This is a genomic window from Stenotrophomonas sp. AN71 (assembly GCF_050435725.1).
Classification (GTDB): Bacteria; Pseudomonadota; Gammaproteobacteria; order Xanthomonadales; family Xanthomonadaceae; genus Stenotrophomonas.
In genome coordinates, this window is record NZ_JBNDKU010000007.1 from 135471 (window position 1) to 156226 (window position 20756).

The 20756-nt window shown below is 67.6% G+C and carries 21 protein-coding genes; 14 read left to right on the top strand and 7 right to left on the bottom strand.

Going from position 1 to position 20756, the window contains the following annotated elements; all coding sequences use genetic code 11:
* Positions 1-83: 83 nt before the first annotated feature.
* Genes ABH900_RS12810 through ABH900_RS12820 form a run of 3 tightly spaced genes read right to left on the bottom strand, consistent with a single transcriptional unit; the run spans position 84 to position 1357 of the window.
* Positions 84-251, bottom strand: a complete 168-nt coding sequence (locus ABH900_RS12810; RefSeq protein WP_414485249.1) for a LiaI-LiaF-like domain-containing protein — start codon at positions 249-251, stop codon at positions 84-86.
* A gap of 15 nt (positions 252-266) precedes the next feature.
* The gene (locus ABH900_RS12815; protein WP_429623276.1) at positions 267-689 is read right to left on the bottom strand and encodes an HIT domain-containing protein; all 423 of its coding nucleotides are present in this window, start codon (positions 687-689) and stop codon (positions 267-269) included.
* A complete protein-coding gene (locus ABH900_RS12820; protein ID WP_429623278.1) occupies positions 686-1357 on the bottom strand; it encodes a dienelactone hydrolase family protein in 672 nt (223 codons plus the stop codon). The genes ABH900_RS12815 and ABH900_RS12820 overlap by 4 nt, the downstream gene beginning before the upstream one ends.
* A gap of 204 nt (positions 1358-1561) precedes the next feature.
* On the opposite strand from ABH900_RS12820, the gene rimO reads away from it, so the two are divergent.
* Positions 1562-2923: a 30S ribosomal protein S12 methylthiotransferase RimO gene (gene rimO, locus ABH900_RS12825; protein WP_429623280.1), complete on the top strand. Its 1362-nt coding sequence runs from the start codon at positions 1562-1564 to the stop codon at positions 2921-2923.
* Complete coding sequence (locus ABH900_RS12830; RefSeq protein ID WP_429623281.1) at positions 2920-3753, top strand: DUF3025 domain-containing protein; 834 nt, start codon at positions 2920-2922, stop codon at positions 3751-3753. Before rimO ends, ABH900_RS12830 begins: the two co-directional genes overlap by 4 nt.
* A 52-nt stretch (positions 3754-3805) precedes the next feature.
* Here ABH900_RS12830 and greB read toward each other — a convergent pair whose 3' ends face one another.
* Both greB and ABH900_RS12840 read right to left on the bottom strand, forming a co-directional pair.
* Entirely contained in the window at positions 3806-4312 is a 507-nt protein-coding gene (greB, locus tag ABH900_RS12835) for a transcription elongation factor GreB (RefSeq protein ID WP_429623283.1), read from the bottom strand.
* Positions 4313-4429: 117 nt separating this feature from the next.
* Positions 4430-5935 carry a helicase HerA-like domain-containing protein gene (locus tag ABH900_RS12840; RefSeq protein ID WP_429623284.1) on the bottom strand — a complete coding sequence of 502 codons (1506 nt, stop codon included), beginning with the start codon at positions 5933-5935 and terminating at the stop codon, positions 4430-4432.
* Between the two features lie 122 nt (positions 5936-6057).
* Here ABH900_RS12840 and ABH900_RS12845 point away from each other — a divergent pair, with 122 nt between their 5' ends.
* Both ABH900_RS12845 and ABH900_RS12850 read left to right on the top strand, forming a co-directional pair.
* The gene (locus tag ABH900_RS12845; RefSeq protein ID WP_429623285.1) at positions 6058-7668 is read left to right on the top strand and encodes a transglycosylase SLT domain-containing protein; all 1611 of its coding nucleotides are present in this window, start codon (positions 6058-6060) and stop codon (positions 7666-7668) included.
* A 23-nt stretch (positions 7669-7691) separates the two neighbouring features.
* Positions 7692-8039, top strand: a complete 348-nt coding sequence (locus tag ABH900_RS12850; RefSeq protein WP_429623287.1) for a ribonuclease E inhibitor RraB — start codon at positions 7692-7694, stop codon at positions 8037-8039.
* 69 nt (positions 8040-8108) lie between these two features.
* On the opposite strand, the gene asd is transcribed toward ABH900_RS12850, so the two are convergent.
* Positions 8109-8951, bottom strand: coding sequence for an archaetidylserine decarboxylase (gene asd, locus ABH900_RS12855; RefSeq protein WP_429623289.1), 843 nt, complete (start codon positions 8949-8951; stop codon positions 8109-8111).
* Entirely contained in the window at positions 8948-9598 is a 651-nt protein-coding gene (locus ABH900_RS12860; RefSeq protein ID WP_429623291.1) for an SCO family protein, read from the bottom strand. Before ABH900_RS12860 ends, asd begins: the two co-directional genes overlap by 4 nt.
* A 122-nt stretch (positions 9599-9720) precedes the next feature.
* On the opposite strand from ABH900_RS12860, the gene prmB reads away from it, so the two are divergent.
* The 10 genes from prmB (at position 9721) to ABH900_RS12910 (ending at position 20720) form a co-directional block, all read left to right on the top strand.
* Complete coding sequence (gene prmB, locus ABH900_RS12865) at positions 9721-10650, top strand: 50S ribosomal protein L3 N(5)-glutamine methyltransferase (RefSeq protein ID WP_429623292.1); 930 nt, start codon at positions 9721-9723, stop codon at positions 10648-10650.
* Positions 10647-11750, top strand: coding sequence for a chorismate synthase (gene aroC / locus ABH900_RS12870; RefSeq protein ID WP_429623293.1), 1104 nt, complete (start codon positions 10647-10649; stop codon positions 11748-11750). Before prmB ends, aroC begins: the two co-directional genes overlap by 4 nt.
* Positions 11743-12780, top strand: a complete 1038-nt coding sequence (locus ABH900_RS12875) for a 2-hydroxyacid dehydrogenase (protein WP_429623294.1) — start codon at positions 11743-11745, stop codon at positions 12778-12780. Before aroC ends, ABH900_RS12875 begins: the two co-directional genes overlap by 8 nt.
* Before the next feature lie 91 nt (positions 12781-12871).
* Entirely contained in the window at positions 12872-13900 is a 1029-nt protein-coding gene (locus tag ABH900_RS12880; protein WP_429623296.1) for an aspartate-semialdehyde dehydrogenase, read from the top strand.
* Positions 13901-14049: 149 nt separating this feature from the next.
* The gene (locus ABH900_RS12885) at positions 14050-16059 is read left to right on the top strand and encodes a FimV/HubP family polar landmark protein (protein WP_429623297.1); all 2010 of its coding nucleotides are present in this window, start codon (positions 14050-14052) and stop codon (positions 16057-16059) included.
* Positions 16060-16085: 26 nt separating this feature from the next.
* The gene (locus ABH900_RS12890; protein ID WP_429623298.1) at positions 16086-16448 is read left to right on the top strand and encodes a VOC family protein; all 363 of its coding nucleotides are present in this window, start codon (positions 16086-16088) and stop codon (positions 16446-16448) included.
* 32 nt (positions 16449-16480) lie between these two features.
* On the top strand, positions 16481-17251 hold the full coding sequence (gene truA / locus ABH900_RS12895) for a tRNA pseudouridine(38-40) synthase TruA (RefSeq protein WP_429623300.1): 771 nt from the start codon (positions 16481-16483) through the stop codon (positions 17249-17251).
* Positions 17248-17904, top strand: a complete 657-nt coding sequence (locus tag ABH900_RS12900) for a phosphoribosylanthranilate isomerase (RefSeq protein ID WP_429623303.1) — start codon at positions 17248-17250, stop codon at positions 17902-17904. Before truA ends, ABH900_RS12900 begins: the two co-directional genes overlap by 4 nt.
* Positions 17905-18128: 224 nt before the next feature.
* A complete protein-coding gene (locus ABH900_RS12905) occupies positions 18129-18821 on the top strand; it encodes a hypothetical protein (RefSeq protein ID WP_429623304.1) in 693 nt (230 codons plus the stop codon).
* Positions 18822-18869: 48 nt separating this feature from the next.
* Positions 18870-20720 (top strand): peptidoglycan-binding protein, encoded by a 1851-nt coding sequence (locus tag ABH900_RS12910; protein WP_429623305.1) that lies wholly within the window; start codon positions 18870-18872, stop codon positions 20718-20720.
* The last annotated feature ends 36 nt before the right edge of the window (positions 20721-20756 follow it).

A 20756-nucleotide genomic window follows, 5' to 3' on the forward strand; every position in this document is an offset into this window, starting at 1 on the left:
GCATGACGAAAACGCCGGGCATGCCCGGCGTTTTCATTGGTGCGTCCGCACGCCGTGCTCGCCGGGCATGGCCCGGCGCTACCTTACTTCCCGCGACCGAACAGCATCGCGATGCCGACGCCTACCAGGGCCACCGGCCACCAGGTCATCAGCAGCTTGGACAGGTTCAGGTGCGTCCAGCCGAGATTGCTGGCAAGCATGAACAGGCCGATCAGGATCAGCAGGACGGCGGCAACAAGGTTGAATCGCATCGGGTCGGCAAGGGGTCAGGACTGGGCCGGATATCCTAGCCGGTCCTTCCAGTAGGCGACATGCTGGTCCAGCGCCGCCGGCGCGTAGCGGTGCGCCGGGCCGCTGCCCCAGACCGGGCCCGGCCAGGCCGGATCGCCGTCATGGCGGCCGATCACGTGGAAGTGCAGCTGGCGCACGATGTTGCCCAGCGCACCGATGTTGATCTTCTCCACCCCGTCGGAGCCCTTCAGGGCCTTGCAGGCGCGGTTGAGCTCGGTACGCAGCTTGTCCTGCTGCTCGCCATCCAGCTCGATCCACTCGGTGACCCCCGCCAGGCGCGGTACCAGCACCAGCCAGGGGAATCGTTCGTCGTTCATCAGCCGCACTTGCGACAACGGTCCTTCGGCCACCAGCACGCTATCGGTGGCCAGGCGTGAATCGAGTTCGAAATCGCTCATCCAAGATGCTCCGAGAAGAAGTCCAGGGTGCGTTGCAGCGCCAGGGCGGCGCTGTCTGGATCATACGCATGTCCGACCTCCCGGTTGAAGGCGTGGTCGGCCGGATAGACGTAGGTGGCCATCTGCGGCAGCTTCTCGCGGTGGGCCTTGATCGCCTCCCGCGGGATGCTGCGGTCCTGGGCGCCGAAATGGAACATCACCGGGGCCTTCGGCGTTTCGTCAAGGAACTGCACGTTGCGCGCGCCGTAGTAGCTGACCGAGGGCAGACCCAGACGCAGTGCGGCCAGCATCGCCACCGTGCCGCCCCAGCAGTAGCCGACGGTGCCGACCTTGCCCTGCGGTGCCAGCCGGGTTGCCGCGGCGCGGACCACTTCCAGCGCCCGCTCCATGCCCAACGCGCCGACCCGTTCCAGGCCCTGCTTCACGCCGTCGGCGTCGTAGGGCAGGGCGTCAGGATCGGCGTCGGGGCCCTCCAGCAGGTCGAAGAACGACGGCGCCAGTACCGCGTAGCCGACGGCGGCGAAGCGCTCGGCCACGCTGCGGATGTGCGGGTTGGCGCCGAAGATTTCCTGCACCACCACCAGCCCGCCGCGCGCGGTGCCCTCCGGCAGGGCCTGCCAGGCCCGTACCGGGCCATGATGCGTATCCAGGGTGATCCACTCGGCCATCGTCATCTTCCTCGTTGCAGGGAACAGTGCTGCATTGTCAGTGCTGCGTGGGTTAGCGCGGTGTCAGCGGCTGTGCGCGATCGGGCGGCTGGTCATTCAGAGCGCGGCCGCCAACCCCGGTATACTGGCGCCCTTTCAGGCCCCGGCCCCCAGGAACCCCTGCCATGCCGGCAGGGGCCCAGGCCCCCAGAGTCCCGCGATTCCATGTCCCAGCTGAACCCCAAAGTCGGCTTCGTCAGCCTTGGCTGCCCGAAGGCCCTTGTCGATTCCGAGCGCATCCTCACCCAGCTGCGCTCGGAAGGCTACGACATCGTCCCGTCCTACGATTCGGCCGACGTGGTGGTGGTCAACACCTGCGGTTTCATCGATTCGGCGGTGACCGAGTCGCTGGATGCGATCGGCGAGGCGATGAACCAGAACGGCAAGGTCATCGTCACCGGCTGCCTGGGCAAGCGCCCCGAGCAGATCCGCGAGGCATACCCGAACGTGCTGGCGGTGTCCGGTCCGCAGGACTACCAGAGCGTGATGGAAGCGGTGCATGCCGCGCTGCCGCCCAAGCACGATCCGTTCGTGGACCTGGTGCCCGATTACGGCATCAAGCTGACCCCGCGCCATTACGCCTATCTGAAGATTTCCGAGGGCTGCAACCACAAGTGCAGCTTCTGCATCATTCCGTCGATGCGTGGAAAGCTGGTCTCGCGCCCGGTCGATGAGGTGCTGCGTGAGGCCGAGCGACTGGTGCGTGGCGGCGTACGTGAGCTGCTGGTGGTGTCGCAGGACACCTCGGCTTACGGCGTGGACGTGAAGTACGCCGAGAAGATGTGGCGCGACAAGGCTTACCAGACCCGCCTGAAGGCGCTGTGCGAAGGCCTGTCCGAGCTGGATGCATGGGTGCGCATGCACTACGTCTACCCGTACCCGCACGTGGACGAGGTGGTGCCGCTGATGGCCGAGAACCGCATCCTGCCGTACCTGGACATCCCATTCCAGCACGCCAGCCCGCGCATCCTGCGCCTGATGAAGCGCCCGGGTGCGGTCGAGAAGACCCTGGAGCGCGTGCAGAACTGGCGCCGCATTGCCCCGGACATCACCGTGCGTTCGACGTTCATCGTCGGCTTCCCGGGCGAGACCGAATCCGAGTTCGAGGAGCTGTTGTCGTTCCTGGATGAGGCGCAGTTGGACCGCGTGGGCGCGTTCGCCTACTCGCCGGTCGAGGGCGCCACAGCCAATGACCTGCCCGATGCAGTGCCGGAAGCAGTGAAGCAGGAACGCCTGGCCCGTTTCATGGAGAAGCAGGCGCAGATTTCCGCCGCGCGCCTGGAAGCCAAGATCGGCACGGTGCAGCAGTGCCTGGTTGATGCCATCGAAGGCGATATCGCGGTGGCCCGCTCCAAGGCCGACGCGCCTGAGATCGATGGCCTGGTGCACATCCAGAATGCCGATCAGGTGCCGCTGCGCGTGGGTGAATTCGTCGACGTGGAAATCACCGAGAGCGACGAGCACGACCTGTACGGTGACGCGCTGGCATCCGCCACCCGTCCGGCGTTCGACCTCAAGATGCTGTGACCGCAGCGATGACTGCCGCCGGCGACGGGGGCGGTTCTCGGCGCTTCGTGCCGCCGCCGCGTGCGGCGGTCGATCCGCAACGGTTCGACCACCCGCTGTTTGCCGGGTTGCAGGGTTTCCGCGACCTGCTGGACGGCACCGCGTGGCCGTCCATCGCGACCCTTGATGCGCGCCTGGCCCTGCCGGGCTGGCAGCTGGTCGAGCAGGACGCCGCGCTGCTGGCTGACGGCCTGCACTACGAAACCCGCATCGCGCAGGGACGCATCGCCACCCGCGCCGACAACTGGCATGACCTGTTCAATGCTCTGGTGTGGGCGCGCCATGTGCAGTTGAAGCGAACGCTCAATGCACGGCAATGCCTGCACATCGATGCCATGCCGGCCGGTCAGCGCAACCGCGCACAGGCAGCACTGACCCAGTTCGATGAAACCGGTGTGATCGTGCGTGTGCGCGATGAGGCGGTGCTGGCTGCATGGGACGCGCACGAATGGTCAATGTTGTTTGAACCGACGCACTGGCGAAGCAATGCTATCGCCGTCGCGACCGTGTTCGGCCACGCGCTGATGGAACAGGCACTGTTGCCGGGGCGATTGCTGGTCGGCAAGTGCGTGGTGGTGCAGGGCGATGATGACGACGCCTGCATGGCCGGGGTCGCCGCAGCCATCGGCGAGGGCAGCGCGCTGACCGATCCCCTCCAGTTGCGTCCGCTGCCGCTGGCGGGAATTCCCGGCTGGCATGACCTGCAGGACTCCGCCTTCTATCGCAATGCCGACTATTTCCGTCCGCTGCGCGCAGGGCGCCAGTACCCGCCGGCGCTGTTGCCGTTGTAGAGTCGAGCATGCTCGACTCTACATTGACGGTACGGTCGAGCATCGCCCGACTCTACAGGGGCTCGTATTCCACGCCGGTCACCGCGAATGTGAACTGCCCGCCGGGCAGCTCTACCGAGAACTCGTCGTCGATGCGCTTCTTCAACAGCGCCCGCGCCAGTGGCGAATCGATGCTGATCCAGCCCAGGCCGGCGTCGGTTTCATCCGGGCCGACGATGCGGTAACGCGTGCTCTCGCCGCTGTCCACGTTTTCCAGCTCGACCCATGCGCCGAAGAACACCGCCTGCGGATCGGTCGGCGTGGTGTCGACCACGCGCAGCGATTCCAATCGCTTGGTCAGGTAGCGCACGCGGCGATCGATCTCGCCCAGCTGCTTCTTGCGGTAGGTGTATTCGGCGTTCTCGGAGCGGTCGCCTTCCGCGGCAGCGGCGGCCAGGGCCTTGACCACCTCGGGGCGGCGCACGCGCCACAGGTCATCCAGCTCGGCCTTCAGCCGCGCATGGCCGGAGGCGGTGATCAGGGCGGTGCTCTTTTCTGCAGGGGGACGCCAACGGGACATGCGGTAAGGCTTCTTTTCAGGGGAACGATGGGGTCAGAGCCCTTCCATCCGGAAGGAATCCGACCCCGGGGTCAGATCCCTTTCCCACGGAAAGGGCTCTGACCCCATGAAGCGATCTCAGCGCTTGCCGCCGAAGATGCCACCGAGAATACCGCGCACGATCTGGTTACCCAGCTTGGAACCGACCGTGCGCGTGGTCTGCTTGGCCATGGTCTCGATCATGCCCTGGCGGCGCTTGGTGCCGAAGATCGCGTCCTTGATCGCCTGGCCGAAACCGCCTTCCTGCGCCTCGTCCTGCTCGCGGCTGCGCGCGGCCGGGGTCTGCGCCTGCTCGACGCTCTTCTGCGCGCGCTGGGCCAGCAGCTCGGCCGCCGATTCGCGGTTGATCGCAGTGTCGTAACGGCTGCCGACCGGGCTGCCGGCACGCACCTGTGCGCGCTCGGTGTCGGTGATCGGTCCCATCCGGCAGCGTGGCGGTGCGATCATCGTCTGCTGCACCGGCATCGGCACGCCCTTGTCCTGCAGCGTGGAAACCAGTGCTTCGCCGGTACCGAGCTGGCTCAGCACCTTGACGACGTCCAGCTTCGGGTTCGGCACGAAGGTTTCGGCGGCGGTCTTCACCGCCTTCTGGTCACGCGGGGTGAACGCACGCAGCGCGTGCTGCACGCGGTTGCCGAGCTGGCCAAGGATGTTGCCCGGCACGTCGTCGGGGAACTGCGAGCAGAAGTACACGCCCACGCCCTTGGAGCGGATCAGTCGCACCACCTGCTCGATGCGCTGCACCAACGAAGAAGGCGCGTCGTCGAACAACAGGTGCGCTTCGTCGAAGATGAAGACCAGTTTCGGCTTGTCCAGGTCGCCCACTTCCGGCAGCTGCTCGAACAGTTCCGAGAGCAGCCACAGCAGGAAGGTGGAATACAGCTTGGGCTTGAGCACCAGCTGGTCGGCGGCAAGGATGCCGATGATGCCGCGGCCATCGTGGTTGACGCGCATGATGTCGGCCAGTTCCAGCGCCGGCTCGCCGAAGAAGTTCTCGCCGCCATCCTGCGCCAGGCGCAGCACCGAGCGCTGGATCGCAGCGATCGACTGCGCGCTGACCAGCCCGTATTCGGTGGAGATGTCCTTGCGCTCCTCGGCGACGAGGCCGAGCAGGGCGCGCAGGTCGTCCATGTCCAGCAGCAGCAGGCCACGGTCATCGGCCAGCTTGAACACGATGTCGAGCACGCCGGCCTGGGTGTCGTTCAATTCGAGGATGCGCGACAGCAGGGTCGGGCCCATTTCGCTGACGGTGGTACGCACCGGGTGGCCGAGCTTGCCGTACAGGTCCCAGAAAATGGTCGGGCTGGCGGCGGGGGCATAGTCGGCCACGCCGATCTCGGCCGCGCGCTGCAGCAGGTTCTCGGCGCCGGTGCCGGGCACGGCCAGACCGGACACGTCGCCCTTCACATCGGCCAGGAACACCGGCACGCCCAGTCGCGAGAAGCCCTCGGCCAGGGTCATCAGGGTCACGGTCTTGCCGGTACCGGTGGCGCCGGCCACCAGGCCGTGGCGGTTGCCAAGTTTCGGCAGCAGGGTGACGGCAATATCGTCGGTGATGCCTTTGCCGAGCAGAATCGGATCCATGGTCCAGCCCTTGTGGTGAATAGCCCAATGTTAACCGCCGGCGGTGACGGCCCGAAGGTCCGCTTGCCCGGACCTCGGCAGCGCCGCTACTCTGCCTGCCTGTTTCACACACAGTGCCATCAATGCCCGTTCCTGTCCTGATTTCCCGTGGTTGGCCGCTGCTGGCCCTGGCCGGCCTGGTTTCCCTGGCACCCGACGCCCATGCGCAGCGGGTTTCGGCCCGGGACAAGGTGAAGGTGGATGCGCTGCAGCAGCGCATGACCGCCGCCGAGAAGCGCTACAGCGACGCCCTGCTGCGGGTCGCCAATTCCGACCCCAAGGGCAGCAACGAGGCCGACGCGGCGCTGGAGGACATGGAAGATGTCCTCAATGACTGCGTGAAGCAGAAGGGGTGCCAGATGGGCACACTGCTGGCCAGCTACAAGCGCCTGCTCAAGCACGACGCCGACGCGGCTGCAGGCGATGATGTGGCCGATGAAGGCGGTGACCGCCTGGAAGCCGACCCCGACCATATCGGCCCGCTGACTGCCGACGTGCCCGAGGCCGCCCGCGCCGCCGCACTGCTGAACGACAAGCGGCACGCCTTCGACACCATGGTCGAGTACAACCCGGCGGTGCAGGCCGGTATCCGCCGCTGGCTGACCGACATGCGCCCGGCGCTGATGACCAGCTACGAGAACTACCAGAACCTGCGCGCGGTGATGTGGCCGGAATGGGAGAAGCGTGGCCTGCCCGAAGCGCTGCTGTTCGGCATCATGGCCAAGGAATCCAATGGCCGTGTGCATGCGTCTTCGCGTGCGGGCGCGGCCGGCCTGATGCAGTTCATGCCGGCCACCGGCCGCCGCTTCGGCCTGGGCCCGGACGGCACCGGCTTCGATACCCGTTTCGACGCGCGAAGCGCCGCCGAGGCAAGCGCCAGCTACCTCAACGAGCGCCTGCGCGAACTGAACAACAATGTGGAACTGTCGGTGGCCGCCTACAACGGTGGCGAAGGCCGTGCCGCGCGCGTGTTCAAGCAGAGCGCTGGCCAGAGCTTCTGGACCGACAGCGTCTACAACCAGTTCCCGGGCGAGACCAAGGACTACGTGCCGATGGTGATCGCCGCGGCCTGGATCTTCCTGCACCCGCAGCAGTACGGCGTGGAGTTCCCGAAGATCAGCGCGCAGCCGGCCACGCTGCGCCTGGCCAAGTCCACCACCATCTACGAACTGACCATCTGCCTGGGCAGCCACGGTACGCGCGATGGCTACATGCGCGCGCTGCGCAACCTCAACCCGCGCTATGAAGCCGATGGCTGGATTCCGGCCGGCACGCTGATCAACGCTACCACCCGCATCGCCGGCCTGTACCAGCGCAACTGTGTCAGTGGCCCGCGTGCCGATCTGGCCCGCACCCTGATCACCGCCGATCTGAATGCGGCGATCAAGCGCCCGACCGCGGCCAGCTATACCGGCAGCGTGGCGGTGGGCGGTGTGGTGCCGGTGGCCGACGCGGCCGCTTCCACCAGCGTGCCGACCGCGCCGGTGGCCGCAGTGGCGACGCCGCGTCCGGCGCCGGCCGCGCGGCCGAAGCCGGTGCGCAGCCACAAGGTGGGCAAGGGTGAGACCCTGGGTGCCATCGCGGCGAAGTTCCAGTGCGACGTGCCGACCCTGGCCCGCGCCAACGGCCTGAAGGCCCCGGCCTACAGCCTGCGCCACGGCCAGACGCTGAAGCTGCAGGGCTGCGACAAGTAATCCCCACGACCACTGGAATCCGCATGGACCTCGAAGCCACCCGCAACCTGTTCGCCAACCTCCGAGAAAACACCGACTGGGACATCAACGGCCCGTTGCTGTGGGGGTATTTCTTCGTCCACGCCACGGCCGAGCCGCTGCAGTCGCTGGCCAGCCATCTGCAGGCGCAGGGCTACACCCTGGTGGAACTGTTCGAGCAGGAGCCGGAAGAGGGTGACGCGCCGTTCCACGTGCTGCACGTGGAGCGCGTGGAGACCCACGACGAGGCCTCGCTGGACCGTCGCAACCAGGAATTCGCAGCGTTGGCCGCGGAACATGGCGTAGAGGATTACGACGGCATGGACGTCGGCCCGGCCCCGGTCCTGCAGTAACCAAAAAGGGGACGGAGGGGATTAAGTCGTTTATGCATAAACGACTTAATCCCCTCCGTCCCCTTTTTCTCAGCGCAGCTTCGCCAGTGCCTGGCCCAGCTGCACCGGGCTTTCGGCGCCCAGTTGCGGGGCGAACTCGGCTACGCCCGGCGGCAGCAGCACGATCACGGTCGAGCCGTAGTTGAAGCGTGCCATCTCGGCGAAGCGCTCCAGCTGGATGCCCTGGCCGCGGTAGTCCTTGCGGGTGATGCGATCACCATAGGCGGGGATCTCTTCACCGCTCCATACGGTTTCCACGCCGGACACCAGCAGCGCCCCCACCATCACGCTGACCATCGGGCCGAAGCTGGTGTCGAAGTGGCAGACCAGGCGCTCGTTGCGGGCGAACAGGCGTGGCACGCCATTCACCGCGGCCGGGCCAACGCTGAACAGGCGTCCGGGTACGTGCACGGTCTCGCGCAGGGTGCCGGTCCACGGCATGTGCACGCGGTGGTAGTCGCGCGGAGACAGGTACACGGTGGCGTACAGGCCCTCGTTGTACGGCTTGGCATCTTCGGCGCTGCCCAGCAGCTCGGCGGCGGTGAACGACTGGCCCTTGGCCTGGAAGATGCGGCCGGCCTCGATCCTGCCCAGCTGGCTGATGCGGCCGTCGGCCGGCATCACCAGGCTGCGCGGATCGGCATCGGCCACGCGCGCGCCGGGCTTCAGCGCACGGGTGAAGAACTGGTTGAAGGTCGCATAGCTGCGCGGGTCCGGGTTGGCGGCTTCGTCCAGGTTGACGTTGAACTTGCGGGTGACCGTGTCGATCAGCCAGCGCGATACGCGCGGATCGTCCGAGTACGCCAGCGAACGCGCCATCGAGGACAGCAGGCGGTGGGGCAGGGCGTACGTCAGGGCGGTGGTGAGGCTCATGGGGCGGTTTTCTCGGTCAGCTTCTGCAGGTCGCGGGCGATCGCCGGCGCGTTGAACGGGGGGCGCACCAGGCCGGCAAGGCGGCCCTGCGGGTCGAGCACGGCCAGGCTGGCCGAGTGCTCGACGGTGTAGTCCTCGGGGTTCTCGTCGAAGTGCTTGCCCGGCACCTTCTGGAACACGAAGCCCAGCGAGGTGGCGAAGCGCTCCAGTGACGGGATGTCGCCGGTAGCGGCCAGGGTGTCCTTGTGGAAGCCATGCACGTACTCGCCCAGGCGGGTGGCGCTGTCGCGGTCGGGGTCGACCGAGATGAACAGCACGCGCGGGCGCAGGCCATCGGGCAGGGCCTCCCACTGGTTCTGCGCGCCGGCCAGCTCGGCCAGCGTGGTCGGGCAGACGTCGGGGCAGAAAGTGAAGCCCAGGAACACCAGGGTCCAGTGGCCCTTCAGCTCGCCGGGGATCAGGCGGGTGCCGTCGGACTGGGCCAGGTTGAAGTCGGGCAGCGCGCGCGGCTGCGGGTACAGGGTGATCGCTTCGGTGGCCGGGGCGTTGGCCGGCGGCTTCGGCGCGAACACCTGCTGGGCGGCCAGCAGGCCGAGGCCCGCCGCCAGGGCGATCAGCAGGATGATGCCGGCGTTGCGATTGAACATGGGGGCCCCCGCGCGAAATGGGCTCCATCATACCGGCTGCGGCCGGATCGTTTCCGCCGCAACGGATGCCGGCGCGGGCGCCAGCCCCTATAATCGGGGGCCACTTTGCCCGCAGTACCGCCATGACCGCTGAAACGGCCGCCGAACTCCACACGATCATCGATCTGATCCGCTACGGCACCAGCCGTTTCAACGAAGCCGGACTGACCTTCGGGCACAGCTACGACAACGCGCTGGACGAGGCCACCCAGCTGGTGCTGCACAGCCTGCACCTGCCGCACGATCTCGGCCCGGCCTACGGCCAGGCGCGCCTGCTGCAGGCTGAAAAGCTGCGCGTGCTGGAGCTGTTCCAGCGCCGCATCGACGAGCGCATCCCGGCCGCCTACCTGACCGGCGAGGCCTGGTTCGCCGGCCTCAGCTTCAAGAGCGACGCGCGTGCACTGGTGCCGCGCTCGCCGATCGCCGAGCTGATCGAATGCGGCTTCGAGCCGTGGCTGGCCGGCCGTGACGTGCGCCGTGCGCTGGACCTGTGCACCGGTTCGGGCTGCATCGCCATCGCCATGGGCCACTACTACCCGAACTGGGAAGTGGACGGCGTCGACCTGAGCGACGAGGCACTGTCGCTGGCCGAGGAAAACAAGGAACGCCTGCAGGCGCACAACGTCACCCTGATCAAGTCGGACCTGTTCAACGGCCTGACCGGCCGCCACTACGACCTGATCGTCACCAATCCGCCGTACGTCACCAACGACGAGACCGATGCCCTGCCGCAGGAATACTCCTATGAGCCGGAAATGGGGCTGCGTGCCGGCGACGACGGCCTGGACCTGGTGCTGAAGATCCTGCGCGACGCACCGCTGCACCTGAGCGAAGACGGCCTGCTGATCTGTGAAGTGGGTGAGTCGGAGCAGCACCTGTACAAGCTGCTGCCGGAAGTGGACTTCCGCTGGGTCGAGTTCAAGGTCGGCCAGATGGGCATCTTCGCGGTCGAGTGCCGCGAGCTGATCGCCCACAGCGCCCGCATCACCGAACTGGCGGCGCAGCGCCCGTGAGTTCCAATTCGTTCGGCAAGCTGTTCACCGTCACCACGTTCGGCGAGTCGCACGGGCCGGCCATCGGCTGCGTGATCGATGGCTGTCCGCCGGGGTTGGCGCTGGACGCGGCCGAATTCGCCCACGATCTGCAGCGCCGCGCCACCGGCAAGAGCCGCCACACCTCGGCGCGCCGCGAAGCTGACGAGATCGAGATCCTGTCCGGCGTGTACGAAGGCCTGACCACCGGCACCCCGATCGCGCTGCTGATCCGCAACACCGACCAGCGCAGCAAGGATTACGCCAACATCGGCCAGCAGTTCCGTCCGGGTCATGCCGACTACAGCTACTGGCACAAGTACGGCATCCGCGACCCGCGCGGTGGCGGCCGTTCCTCTGCGCGCGAGACCACCATGCGTGTGGCTGCCGGCGTGGTCGCCAAGAAGTGGCTTGCAGAGCGCTTCGGCGTCACCGTGCGCGGCTACCTGTCGCAGCTGGGCGACATCACCCCGGCCGGTTTCGACTGGTCGGCGGTGGAAGACAATCCGTTCTTCTGGCCGCATGCCGCACAGGTGCCGGAGCTGGAGGCGTACATGGATGCGCTGCGCAAGTCCGGTGATTCGGTCGGCGCATGCGTGGACGTGGTCGCCGACAACGTGCCGCCGGGCTGGGGCGAGCCGATCTACGGCAAGCTTGATGGCGAACTCGCCGCCGCACTGATGAGCATCAACGCGGTGAAGGGCGTGGAGATCGGTGACGGTTTCGCCAGCGCTGCACAGAAGGGCACCGCGCACCGTGACCTGCTGACCCCGCAGGGTTTCACCAGCAACCATGCCGGCGGCATCCTCGGTGGCATCTCCACCGGGCAGCCGGTGGTCGCGTCGATCGCGTTGAAGCCGACCTCCAGCCTGCGCCTGCCGGGTCCGTCGCTGGACACCGACGGCAATGTGGTCGAAGTGGTCACCACCGGTCGCCACGATCCCTGCGTCGGTATCCGCGCCACCCCGATCGCCGAGGCGATGATGGCGATGGTGCTGATGGACCAGGCGCTGCGCCACCGCGCGCAGTGCGGCGACGTCGGTACGATCACCCCGCGTATCCCCGGGCAGATCGATGGCTGATGCGCGGCCGACGGTGTGGGTGAGCCAGCCGCTGATCGAGGCGGCCCTCGCGCCGCTGCGCGATCGCGTGCAGTTGCGCGCCACCGACACCGTCACCGCCTGGTCGCCGCAGCAGATCGCTGAACAGCTGGCCAGCGCCGACGGCGCGATCATCACCCTCAACGAACGCATCGGTGCGGCCCAGGTGGCCGACGCCGCGCAGTTGCAGGTAATCGCGAATGTCGGGGTCGGCTACAACAACCTGGACGTCGACGCGCTCAGCGCGGCCGGCATCCTCGCCAGCAACACCCCGGACGTGCTGACCGAGACCACCGCTGATCTCGGCTTCGCCCTGTTGATGGCCACTGCACGCCGGATCACCGAATCCGAACGCTGGCTGCGCGAAGGGCAGTGGCAGCAATGGTCGTTCCAGACCATGCTTGGCGCCGACATCCACGGCAGCACGCTGGGCATCCTCGGCATGGGCCGCATCGGCCAGGGCATCGCCCGCCGTGGTGCGCACGGTTTCGGCATGAAGGTGCTGTACCACAACCGTTCGCGCCTGCCGGCCGATACCGAGGCCGCGCTTGGCGCTTCCTACGTGGACCTGGACACGCTGCTGGCGCAGTCCGACCACCTGGTCACCGTGCTGCCGTACACCCCGGCTTCGCACCACCTCATCGATGCGGCGGCGCTGGCGAAGATGAAGCCTTCGGCCACCCTGGTGAACATCGCCCGCGGCGGCATCGTCGACGAACTGGCCCTGGCCGAAGCGCTGGCCAACGGCCGTCTTGCAGCCGCCGGCCTGGACGTCTACGAGGGCGAACCGACGGTGCGTCCGGAGCTGCTGGCGCTGCGCAACGTGGTGCTGACCCCGCACATCGGCAGTGCCTCGCTGGCCACGCGCACGGCGATGGTACAGCTGGCCGTGGATAATCTGCTTTCCGGGCTCGGCCTGGAGGGCGGCCCGTCGCGCATGCCGAGTGCGATCAACGCCGACGCGGCGATGGCCGCGCGCGTGACGCTGGGCAAAAAAACCGGGAAACGATAGGGAACCTCCGCGCGCCCCGCTTGAGGAGGTTCCCCGAACCCTGCTGTCGTGCGTGAATTTTTCCCATCCCGTTTTCGTGAGAGTTTCCCCCATGAGCAATGCACAGCGCAGTTTCCACGTCGCCGTCGTCGGTGCCACAGGTGCGGTCGGCGAGACCATGTTGTCGATCCTGGCCGAGCGTGACTTCCCGGTTGGCACCCTGAGCGTCCTCGCCTCCGAGCGTTCGGCCGGTGGCGAGATCGAGTTCAATGGCCAGAAGGTCAAGGTCCAGGACCTGGCCACCTTTGATCCGACCGGCGTCGAGATCGCCCTGTTCTCGGCCGGTGGCAGCGTGTCCAAGGAGTACGCACCGAAGTTCGCCGCCGCCGGTGCGGTGGTGATCGACAACTCCTCGGCCTTCCGTTACGACGATGACGTGCCGCTGGTGGTGTCCGAAGTCAACCCGGAGCAGGTTGCCAACCGCCCGCGCGGCATCATCGCCAACCCGAACTGCTCGACCATGCAGATGCTGGTGGCGCTGGCGCCGCTGCACCGCAAGTACGGCATCGAGCGGATCAACGTGTCCACCTACCAGTCGGTGTCTGGTGGCGGCCGTTCGGCGACCGAAGAGCTGGGCAAGCAGACCGGTCAGCTGCTGAGCTTCCAGGAGATCGATCCGCAGCGCTTCCCGGTGCAGATCGCTTTCAACCTGATCCCGCACATCGATGACTTCCAGGACAACGGCTTCACCAAGGAAGAGATGAAGCTGGTCTGGGAAACCCGCAAGATCCTCGGCGATGACAGCATTCTGGTGAACCCGACTGCAGTACGTGTGCCGGTGTTCTATGGCCACTCCGAGTCGGTGGCGATCGAAACCCGCGACAAGGTCACCGTGGCCGAGGCGCGCGCGCTGCTGGAACAGTCGCCGGGCATCGAAGTGGTGGATCGCCATGAAGCAGGTGGCTACCCGACCCCGGTCACCCATGCCTCGGGTACCGACGCGGTGTACGTCGGCCGCATCCGCGAGGACCTGTCGCACCCGCGTGGCCTGAACCTGTGGATCGTCTCGGACAATGTGCGCAAGGGCGCTGCCCTGAACGCTGTGCAGCTGGCCGAGCTGGTCGCCGCCGAACAGCGCTGATCACCGCGGTTGCCTGACCGGTAGTGCCGGCCGCTGGCCGGCATTGCCGTGATGTATGGACGAGCGTGTCTGCCGGCCAGCGGCCGGCACTACCGAAGGTCGCCGTCGGTGGGTGCGGACCGTGGTCCGCACGCTTTATAGTGTCGCCCATGAATAAACGGGCCCGGGGCGCGAAACGCCCGCTCCTCTATCTTTCCACCGCGCTGCTGGCGCTGGCCAGCAGTTCGGCGCTCGCGCTGGGGCTGGGCGACATCCGTGTCCTGTCCAAGCCGGGCCAGCCGCTGCTGGCCGAAATCCCGGTGGTCTCGGCCGATCCGTCCGAGCTGGAGAACCTGCGCGTGGCACTGGCCTCGCCGGTCACCTTCGAGCGCGTCGGCCTGCAGCGGCCGAGCGGGCTGGTCAGCGAACTGCAGTTCGAGCTGACCCGCAACGCGCAGGGCCGGGCGGTGGTGCGTGTCACTTCGCAGACGCCGGTCGAGACCCCGTCACTGAGCTTCCTGATCGAGGCCGACTGGGGCCAGGGCCGGCTGGTGCGCGAGTACTCGGCGCTGGTTGATGCGCCGGCCAGCGCGCTGTCCGTGGCCGAGCCGGAAATCGTCGCCCCGGCAGGCACCCTGACCAACACCATTGCCCGTGAAGCGGCGCCTGCACCGGCGGTCGCGGCGGCGGCCCCTGCATCGACGCGGGCGCCGGTCGCACCACCGGCGCCGGCATCCGCGCCCGCACGTCCGCGTGCAGCGCCGGCAACGATGACCGCACCGGCGGCCGACGGCAGCGTCACTGTGCAGCGTGGGCAGACCCTGTCGCAGATTGCCAGCGCGGTGGCCCGTGGCAACCAGGTCAGCCGCGATCGCGCGATGATCGCACTGCTGCGTGCCAACCCCGAAGCCTTCATCCGTGGCAACGTGAACCTGCTCAAGCAGGGCGCGGTGCTGCGCATGCCCGGCAACGATGCGCTGGCGTCGGTCGATGCCGGCGAGGCTGCGGCGCTGGTGCGTGAACACGCTGCACAGTGGCGGCAGGCGCGCACCGTGCCGCAACCGGCAGGCACGGTTGCAGCGGTCGCCACGGCGGCAGCCGCGAACGCTTCTTCCCCGGCTGCGGCCAACGGGGCACGACTTGAAATCGCTCCGGCGCTGGCGTCCGACGCCGCGCGCGCGGGCACAACCACCGGCACCGGAGCCGGCAGCGAGGGTGACATGCTGGGCAATGAACAACTGCGCCAGGCCCGCGAGGACATCGCGACCCGCGATGCCGAGATCGGCGAACTGAAGCAGCGCGTGGCCGACCTGGAGAAGCTGAAGACACAGCAGCAGTCGCTGATCGCGATGAAGGACAACGATCTGGCCGCCGCGCAGCAGCGCCTGGCGCAGGCGCCGGGTGCGCGCGATGCGGCCACGCCCTGGTACTGGCTGGGCCTGCCGGTGCTGTTGCTGGCTGCCGCTGCGGCCTGGCTGCTGCGCCGTCGCAAGCCGTCGCCGTTGCCGCCGCTGCGCGAGGAAGACGACGCGGCCGGCCTGGCCGCGGCCGTACCTGCGGGGGCCGCACTGGATACGCTGGCCGAGCAATCCTCGTGGTCGGCGGCGGTGGCTGATGGTGGTCGCCAGGAACCGGCGATGCCGGCCTGGGCGACCGATACCGAAGTGCAGCGCGAGTTGACTGCCGATGTCGGCGTCGCGACGCAGGCCGACTGGCAGGCGCAGACGCTGCGCGATGACGAGGTGGTGGAACTGCCGGAAGCGGTGACCGATCTGCCGCGCTGGGACGAGCCGATGGCCAGCGGCGAGGACGATGCACCGGCCCGGCCTGTGCAGGACGAGCCGGCCGAGGTGGCCATACCGGACTACGCCCTGCACGCCGAGCAGCAGCCGCAGTTCCGCGGCGTGTTCGACCTGCCCGCAGAGGCGCATGACGGTGCAGCGTCCGCCGAGGCGCTTCATCACAGCCCCATCGATGCCGCGCAGGACGACGCAGGCGCCGCACCGGCCGGCGAGGGTGGCTGGCCGCCGCGCGCCAGCCAGGAGCGCCTGGAATTGGCCATCGCCTACCTCGACCTGGGCGATGCACAGACCGCTCGCACGTTGTTGCAGGAAGTCGCCGAAGGCGGCGACCTGCACTGCCAGGCACAGGCCCGCGAACTGCTGGCCCGCCTGTCGTGACCGAACCTGCTGACAAGGACCTTGCCATGAGCCGCGAGCGCCGCATCGACTACGTTGAATTCGCCTCCACCGATCCGGCGGCCAGCCGTGCCTTTTTCGAGAAGGTGTTCGGCTGGTCGTTCGTCGACTATGGCAGCGACTACACCGCCTTCGACGACGGTCGCCTGCAGGGCGGCTTCTTCCGTGGCCAGCCACAGCGCGCCAGTGATGCCGGCGCACCGCTGCTGGTGCTGTATGCCGAGCAGTTGGCGCCGATCGAGGCTGCAGTGCGGGACGCGGGCGGCGAGATCGTGCGGCCGGTATTCTCTTTTCCTGGTGGCAGCCGCTTCCAGTTCGTCGAGCCCGGTGGCAACGAACTGGCGGTCTGGTCCGAACGCGATCCGGCCTGAGCGCCGCCCCATCCGCAACATCGAGGTAGCACATGCGTTACGCGCTTGGCGTCGAGTACGACGGCAGCGATTTCAGGGGCTGGCAGCAGCTGGGCGAGGGTGGCCCCAGCGTGCAGGCAAGCCTTGAGCAGGCCCTGTCGTCGGTCGCCGACGCACCGCTGCAGGTGGTCTGTGCCGGCCGCACCGATGCCGGCGTGCACGGCCAGTGCCAGGTCGTGCATTTCGACACCGACGTGGTGCGCGATCCGCGCGCCTGGATGCTCGGCACCACCACCCGCCTGCCGCGCTCGATCGCGGTGCGCTGGTGCGTGCCGGTGGCCGATGATTTCCATGCCCGCTTCTCGGCACGCGCGCGCCGCTATCGTTACCGCCTGCTCAACCGCGAGGTGCGGCCGGCGCTGGGCCGGCAGACCCTGAGCTGGGAGCGCCGCGCGCTGGACGAGACCCTCATGCATGCAGCCGGCCAGGCCCTGCTCGGCGAGAACGACTTCAGCGCGTTCCGATCGGTGCAGTGCCAGGCCCTGCATGCGCGGCGTGAGCTGCAGTCGCTGCAGGTCAGCCGCGAGGGGGAGGTGATCGAGGTCGCCGTGCGCGGCAATGCATTCCTTCATCACATGGTCCGCAATATCGTCGGATCGCTGATCCTGGTGGGCAGTGGCGAGAAGCCGGCGGAATGGATCGCCGAACTGCTGGCCGGGCGCGATCGCACCGTAGCTGGTCCCACCGCACCGCCGCAGGGCCTGGTGTTCCTTGGGCCCCTGTACCCCGACAACTGGCATCTGCCCGCCGAGGTCACGCTATGAGCCGCTCCTACTACCGCACGCGCATCAAGTTCTGTGGCATGACCCGGGCCGGCGATGTCCGCCTGGCCGGTGAGCTGGGCGTGGACGCGGTGGGTTTCATCTTTGCCCGTGAAAGCAGCCGCCGGGTGGCCCCGGCCGAGGCGCGCGCGATGCGCCAGGCGATCGCACCGATGGTCGATGTGGTGGCCCTGTTCCGCAACAACAGCAAGGAAGAAGTGCGCGAAGTGCTGCGTACGGTGCGGCCGACCCTGCTGCAGTTCCACGGCGAGGAAGACGAGAGCTTCTGCCGCAGCTTCAACATGCCGTACCTGAAGGCGATCGCCATGGGCGGGCGTGAAGAGATCAACGCCCGCACCCTGCAGCTGCGCTATCCCAGCGCTGCTGGCTTCCTGTTCGACAGCCATGCCCCAGGAGGCGGTGGCGGCACCGGCGTGGCTTTCGATTGGGGCCGCGTCCCGACCGGCCTGCACCGTCCGTTCCTGCTGGCCGGTGGCCTGAATCCGGAAAACGTCTACGACGCTGTGCTGGCCACGCTGCCGTGGGGCGTGGACGTGTCCAGTGGCATCGAGCTGGAGCCCGGTATCAAGGACGGCTACAAGATGCGCACCTTCGTCGAGGAAGTACGTCGCGCGGACTGCACGGTTCTCGAGTGAAGCACTGATCTTTGGTGCGCCCGCGCCCGGTGGGGCATGGGCGGCTGCTGAATGCGATGGACGTCTCAATTCCGGGTGAGGCAAGCTCGCCCATCCTGGAGTCGACGTCACCAGAACATCTGATCGTACACACTAGGCGCAGCCAGCCGTGGCTGGGTGCGTGCATGGGCGCGCGTGGTTCATCGTGCCCCGGTGGTACGTCATCCCCCTTCAATGAGGTTGCAATGGATATGCCCCATCTTTCGTCCCGTCGTATTCGTCTGGCCCGTATGGCGATTGTTCCGGGCCTGCTGCTTGCCTTGGGCGCGTGCGCGGCGGGCGATTCGTCGAACCCGGCTGCATCCACGCCGGTGGCGGCGACTACCGCAGCACCCACACCTGCACCCGCAGCGGTCACTGCCCCGGCGGCGGCCACAGCCAGCAGCGGGCTGGCCGCACTGATCCAGGCCAGCGGCGTGACCTGCACCAACGCCAGTGCCGGCACCGGCTGTACCGCCGGTGATGTCGACAGCGGAGACTTCTACGACGTGGAACTGTCGCCGGACTGCGGCGAGCAGGGCTTCTTCGCCGGCGTGGCCGAAGACAAGGGCGTGGAAGCGCTCAACGCGGTGCCGAGCACCGGCAGCAAGACCCACGCAACGGCAACGCTGTCCAAGGGACAGCTGGTGTGCGTGCAGGGCATCGGGCGCACAGGACAGAATCCGCTGTTCTACTACGTCGTTGCGATCCCCGCCGCGACGGTTGCCAAGTGCAAGGGCAATGCGTTGTGTGACACCTATGGCGACCGGCCGATCAGCGGCCTGGCGGGCACCGCAGGCGAGGCCTGCCACGCGACGGCACCTGGGCACTACGCCGGAAACTGCGCGCAGGGGTGGGTGGCTGCGGACGTGCTCGACGTGTTTTCCAACGGAATGTAATCACCGCCGGGGGAGCGGTCCAATCAACCACTGGCAAAGGAACAGCTCATGTCGGATCCAAAGGTCACCCGGGTGGTCAGCAGCGTCGGTAAGACGCGTACGCTGGAAATGGACGATGGCAGTGTCATCGAACGATCAGGCGGCAGCGTCTCGTGGCGCAACAACAATCCAGGAAATCTCAAGTTTGAATTCGCCGGCAGTGCCGACACGACAGTGACCAACCCGCGCACGCGGGAACAGGCACTGGACGCGGCGCAGGGCCGCTACAAGGGCGTGGTCGGCCTGGATCAATGGGGCAACGCGGTCTTCGAAAGCTATGAAGCCGGACGTGTGGCGAAGATCCAGTTGCTCGAGCGCCGGTTCGGCGACAAGACCGTCGAGGAAATGCTGCCCAGCTATTCCAAGAAGGACTACAGCGGCACCACCCACCACAAGGAGCAGGCCGCCACCATCTATGCCGAAGGTGACCGCCAGGGCGTCGATCTGCGTTCGAAGACCGTTGGCCAGATGAGCGTGCGTGAGCGCGAAGTACTGGCCGATGGCATTCGCCGTTTCGAGGGATGGCAGCCGGGCGACGTCGCCACTGTGCAACAGCCAACGCGCACGGCCGGCACCGCACCCGTGCAGACGCAGGCCCAGACGCAGGTGCAGACACCGTCGGTGGCGGCGCCCGCTGCCGGACAGGCAGCGGCTGCAGTGGGCAGTGCCGCGGTCTACAACGAGGCCCATCAGCATTTCCTGGCCTCGGGCCGCCAGTACGAATACGGGCGCCCGGACCACCCGCGCCCGGGCCGCGACAGCAGCCGGCTGGAGCGCGACCTGGATGGCGACGGACGCCTCGGCGTGGACTGCTCGGCATTTGTGTGGCGCGGGCTGAAGAACGCCGGCTACGACGTGCGCGGTGAGAACGCCGCGGGCTTCACCACCTCGACGCTGTTCAATGGTGCGAACACGACGGCCTACGCGCGTGAGCATTTCGATGTGACCTCGGCGGCGGAAGCACGCAAGCCGAACGGATCGCTGAAGCAGGGCGACATCCTGATGTTCTCGTCGTCGCAGGGTCAGCACGTCGGTATTTTCAAAGGCTACGACGCGCACGGCAACATCCAGTTCATCGGTTCGCAGGGAAGCACCGGGCCGGCCGAGGTCACCATCCGCCCGGGCGGTTACTGGGACGGTGGTGGTACGCGCATCGTCGGCGCACTGACGCCGAAACCCGAGTTCCAGGTGCGTGCACCGCTGCACGGCAATGGTGATCCGGCGCCTGCCCGGGCGGCTGCGCCATCGGCGGACGCCGTTCCGCATCCGGCGCCGGCCGAGGTGATGAAGCAGGGCCAGCGGGGCGGTGACGTGCAATCGCTGCAGCAGACGCTCAACCAGCTGGGCGTACGCGATGGGCAGGGCCATCGACTGGCCGAGGATGGCCGTTTCGGCGAACACACCCGCGAGGCGGTGATTGCGTTCCAGAAGCAGCAGGGCCTGGCCGCCGATGGCATTGTTGGCCGCCACACCAGCACGGCACTGGCGGCGGGCCGAAGCCACGAGCCACCTGCAGCGGCACCGAAGGGGCCGTCGTTGAACGATGCTTCGCATCCGGACCACGCACTGCACAACGCGATCCGCAGCAAGCTTCCAAGCGTGTTCTCCGAGGAGGCGGCGGCCAACGTCACGCTGCATGCAAAGCAGAGTGGTATCGATGCGGCCGACAAGCTGCAGAGCATCACCGTGCAGGACGGCAAGGCGTTCGTGATGGGGACCACGCCGGGCTTCCGCGCTGCGGTTGACCTGGCCCAGGCGCCGCCCTCGCTGGAACAGACCAGCGCGAAGCTGCTGGGGGATCCGTCACACCAGCAGCAGGTGCAGGAAGAACAGCATCGGGTCGCCATGGGCGGCCGCTGAGGCCTGTGTCACGGCCGGCACCGGGCGGAGCTGACT

Excerpts from the sequence above, each read along its gene's own strand:
- ABH900_RS12810 (WP_414485249.1), bottom strand. The coding sequence starts at position 251 with ATGCGATTCAACCTTGTTGCCGCCGTCCTGCTGATCCTGATCGGCCTG.
- ABH900_RS12840 (WP_429623284.1), bottom strand. The coding sequence starts at position 5,935 with ATGGATCCGATTCTGCTCGGCAAAGGCATCACCGACGATATTGCCGTC.
- ABH900_RS12880 (WP_429623296.1), top strand. The coding sequence starts at position 12,872 with ATGAGCAATGCACAGCGCAGTTTCCACGTCGCCGTCGTCGGTGCCACA.
- ABH900_RS12815 (WP_429623276.1), bottom strand. The coding sequence starts at position 689 with ATGAGCGATTTCGAACTCGATTCACGCCTGGCCACCGATAGCGTGCTG.
- ABH900_RS12885 (WP_429623297.1), top strand. The coding sequence starts at position 14,050 with ATGAATAAACGGGCCCGGGGCGCGAAACGCCCGCTCCTCTATCTTTCC.
- prmB (WP_429623292.1), top strand. The coding sequence starts at position 9,721 with ATGACCGCTGAAACGGCCGCCGAACTCCACACGATCATCGATCTGATC.
- truA (WP_429623300.1), top strand. The coding sequence starts at position 16,481 with ATGCGTTACGCGCTTGGCGTCGAGTACGACGGCAGCGATTTCAGGGGC.
- ABH900_RS12875 (WP_429623294.1), top strand. The coding sequence starts at position 11,743 with ATGGCTGATGCGCGGCCGACGGTGTGGGTGAGCCAGCCGCTGATCGAG.
- ABH900_RS12910 (WP_429623305.1), top strand. The coding sequence starts at position 18,870 with ATGTCGGATCCAAAGGTCACCCGGGTGGTCAGCAGCGTCGGTAAGACG.
- ABH900_RS12845 (WP_429623285.1), top strand. The coding sequence starts at position 6,058 with ATGCCCGTTCCTGTCCTGATTTCCCGTGGTTGGCCGCTGCTGGCCCTG.
- ABH900_RS12890 (WP_429623298.1), top strand. The coding sequence starts at position 16,086 with ATGAGCCGCGAGCGCCGCATCGACTACGTTGAATTCGCCTCCACCGAT.
- ABH900_RS12850 (WP_429623287.1), top strand. The coding sequence starts at position 7,692 with ATGGACCTCGAAGCCACCCGCAACCTGTTCGCCAACCTCCGAGAAAAC.
- greB (WP_429623283.1), bottom strand. The coding sequence starts at position 4,312 with ATGTCCCGTTGGCGTCCCCCTGCAGAAAAGAGCACCGCCCTGATCACC.
- ABH900_RS12860 (WP_429623291.1), bottom strand. The coding sequence starts at position 9,598 with ATGTTCAATCGCAACGCCGGCATCATCCTGCTGATCGCCCTGGCGGCG.
- ABH900_RS12820 (WP_429623278.1), bottom strand. The coding sequence starts at position 1,357 with ATGGCCGAGTGGATCACCCTGGATACGCATCATGGCCCGGTACGGGCC.
- ABH900_RS12905 (WP_429623304.1), top strand. The coding sequence starts at position 18,129 with ATGGATATGCCCCATCTTTCGTCCCGTCGTATTCGTCTGGCCCGTATG.
- ABH900_RS12900 (WP_429623303.1), top strand. The coding sequence starts at position 17,248 with ATGAGCCGCTCCTACTACCGCACGCGCATCAAGTTCTGTGGCATGACC.
- rimO (WP_429623280.1), top strand. The coding sequence starts at position 1,562 with ATGTCCCAGCTGAACCCCAAAGTCGGCTTCGTCAGCCTTGGCTGCCCG.
- asd (WP_429623289.1), bottom strand. The coding sequence starts at position 8,951 with ATGAGCCTCACCACCGCCCTGACGTACGCCCTGCCCCACCGCCTGCTG.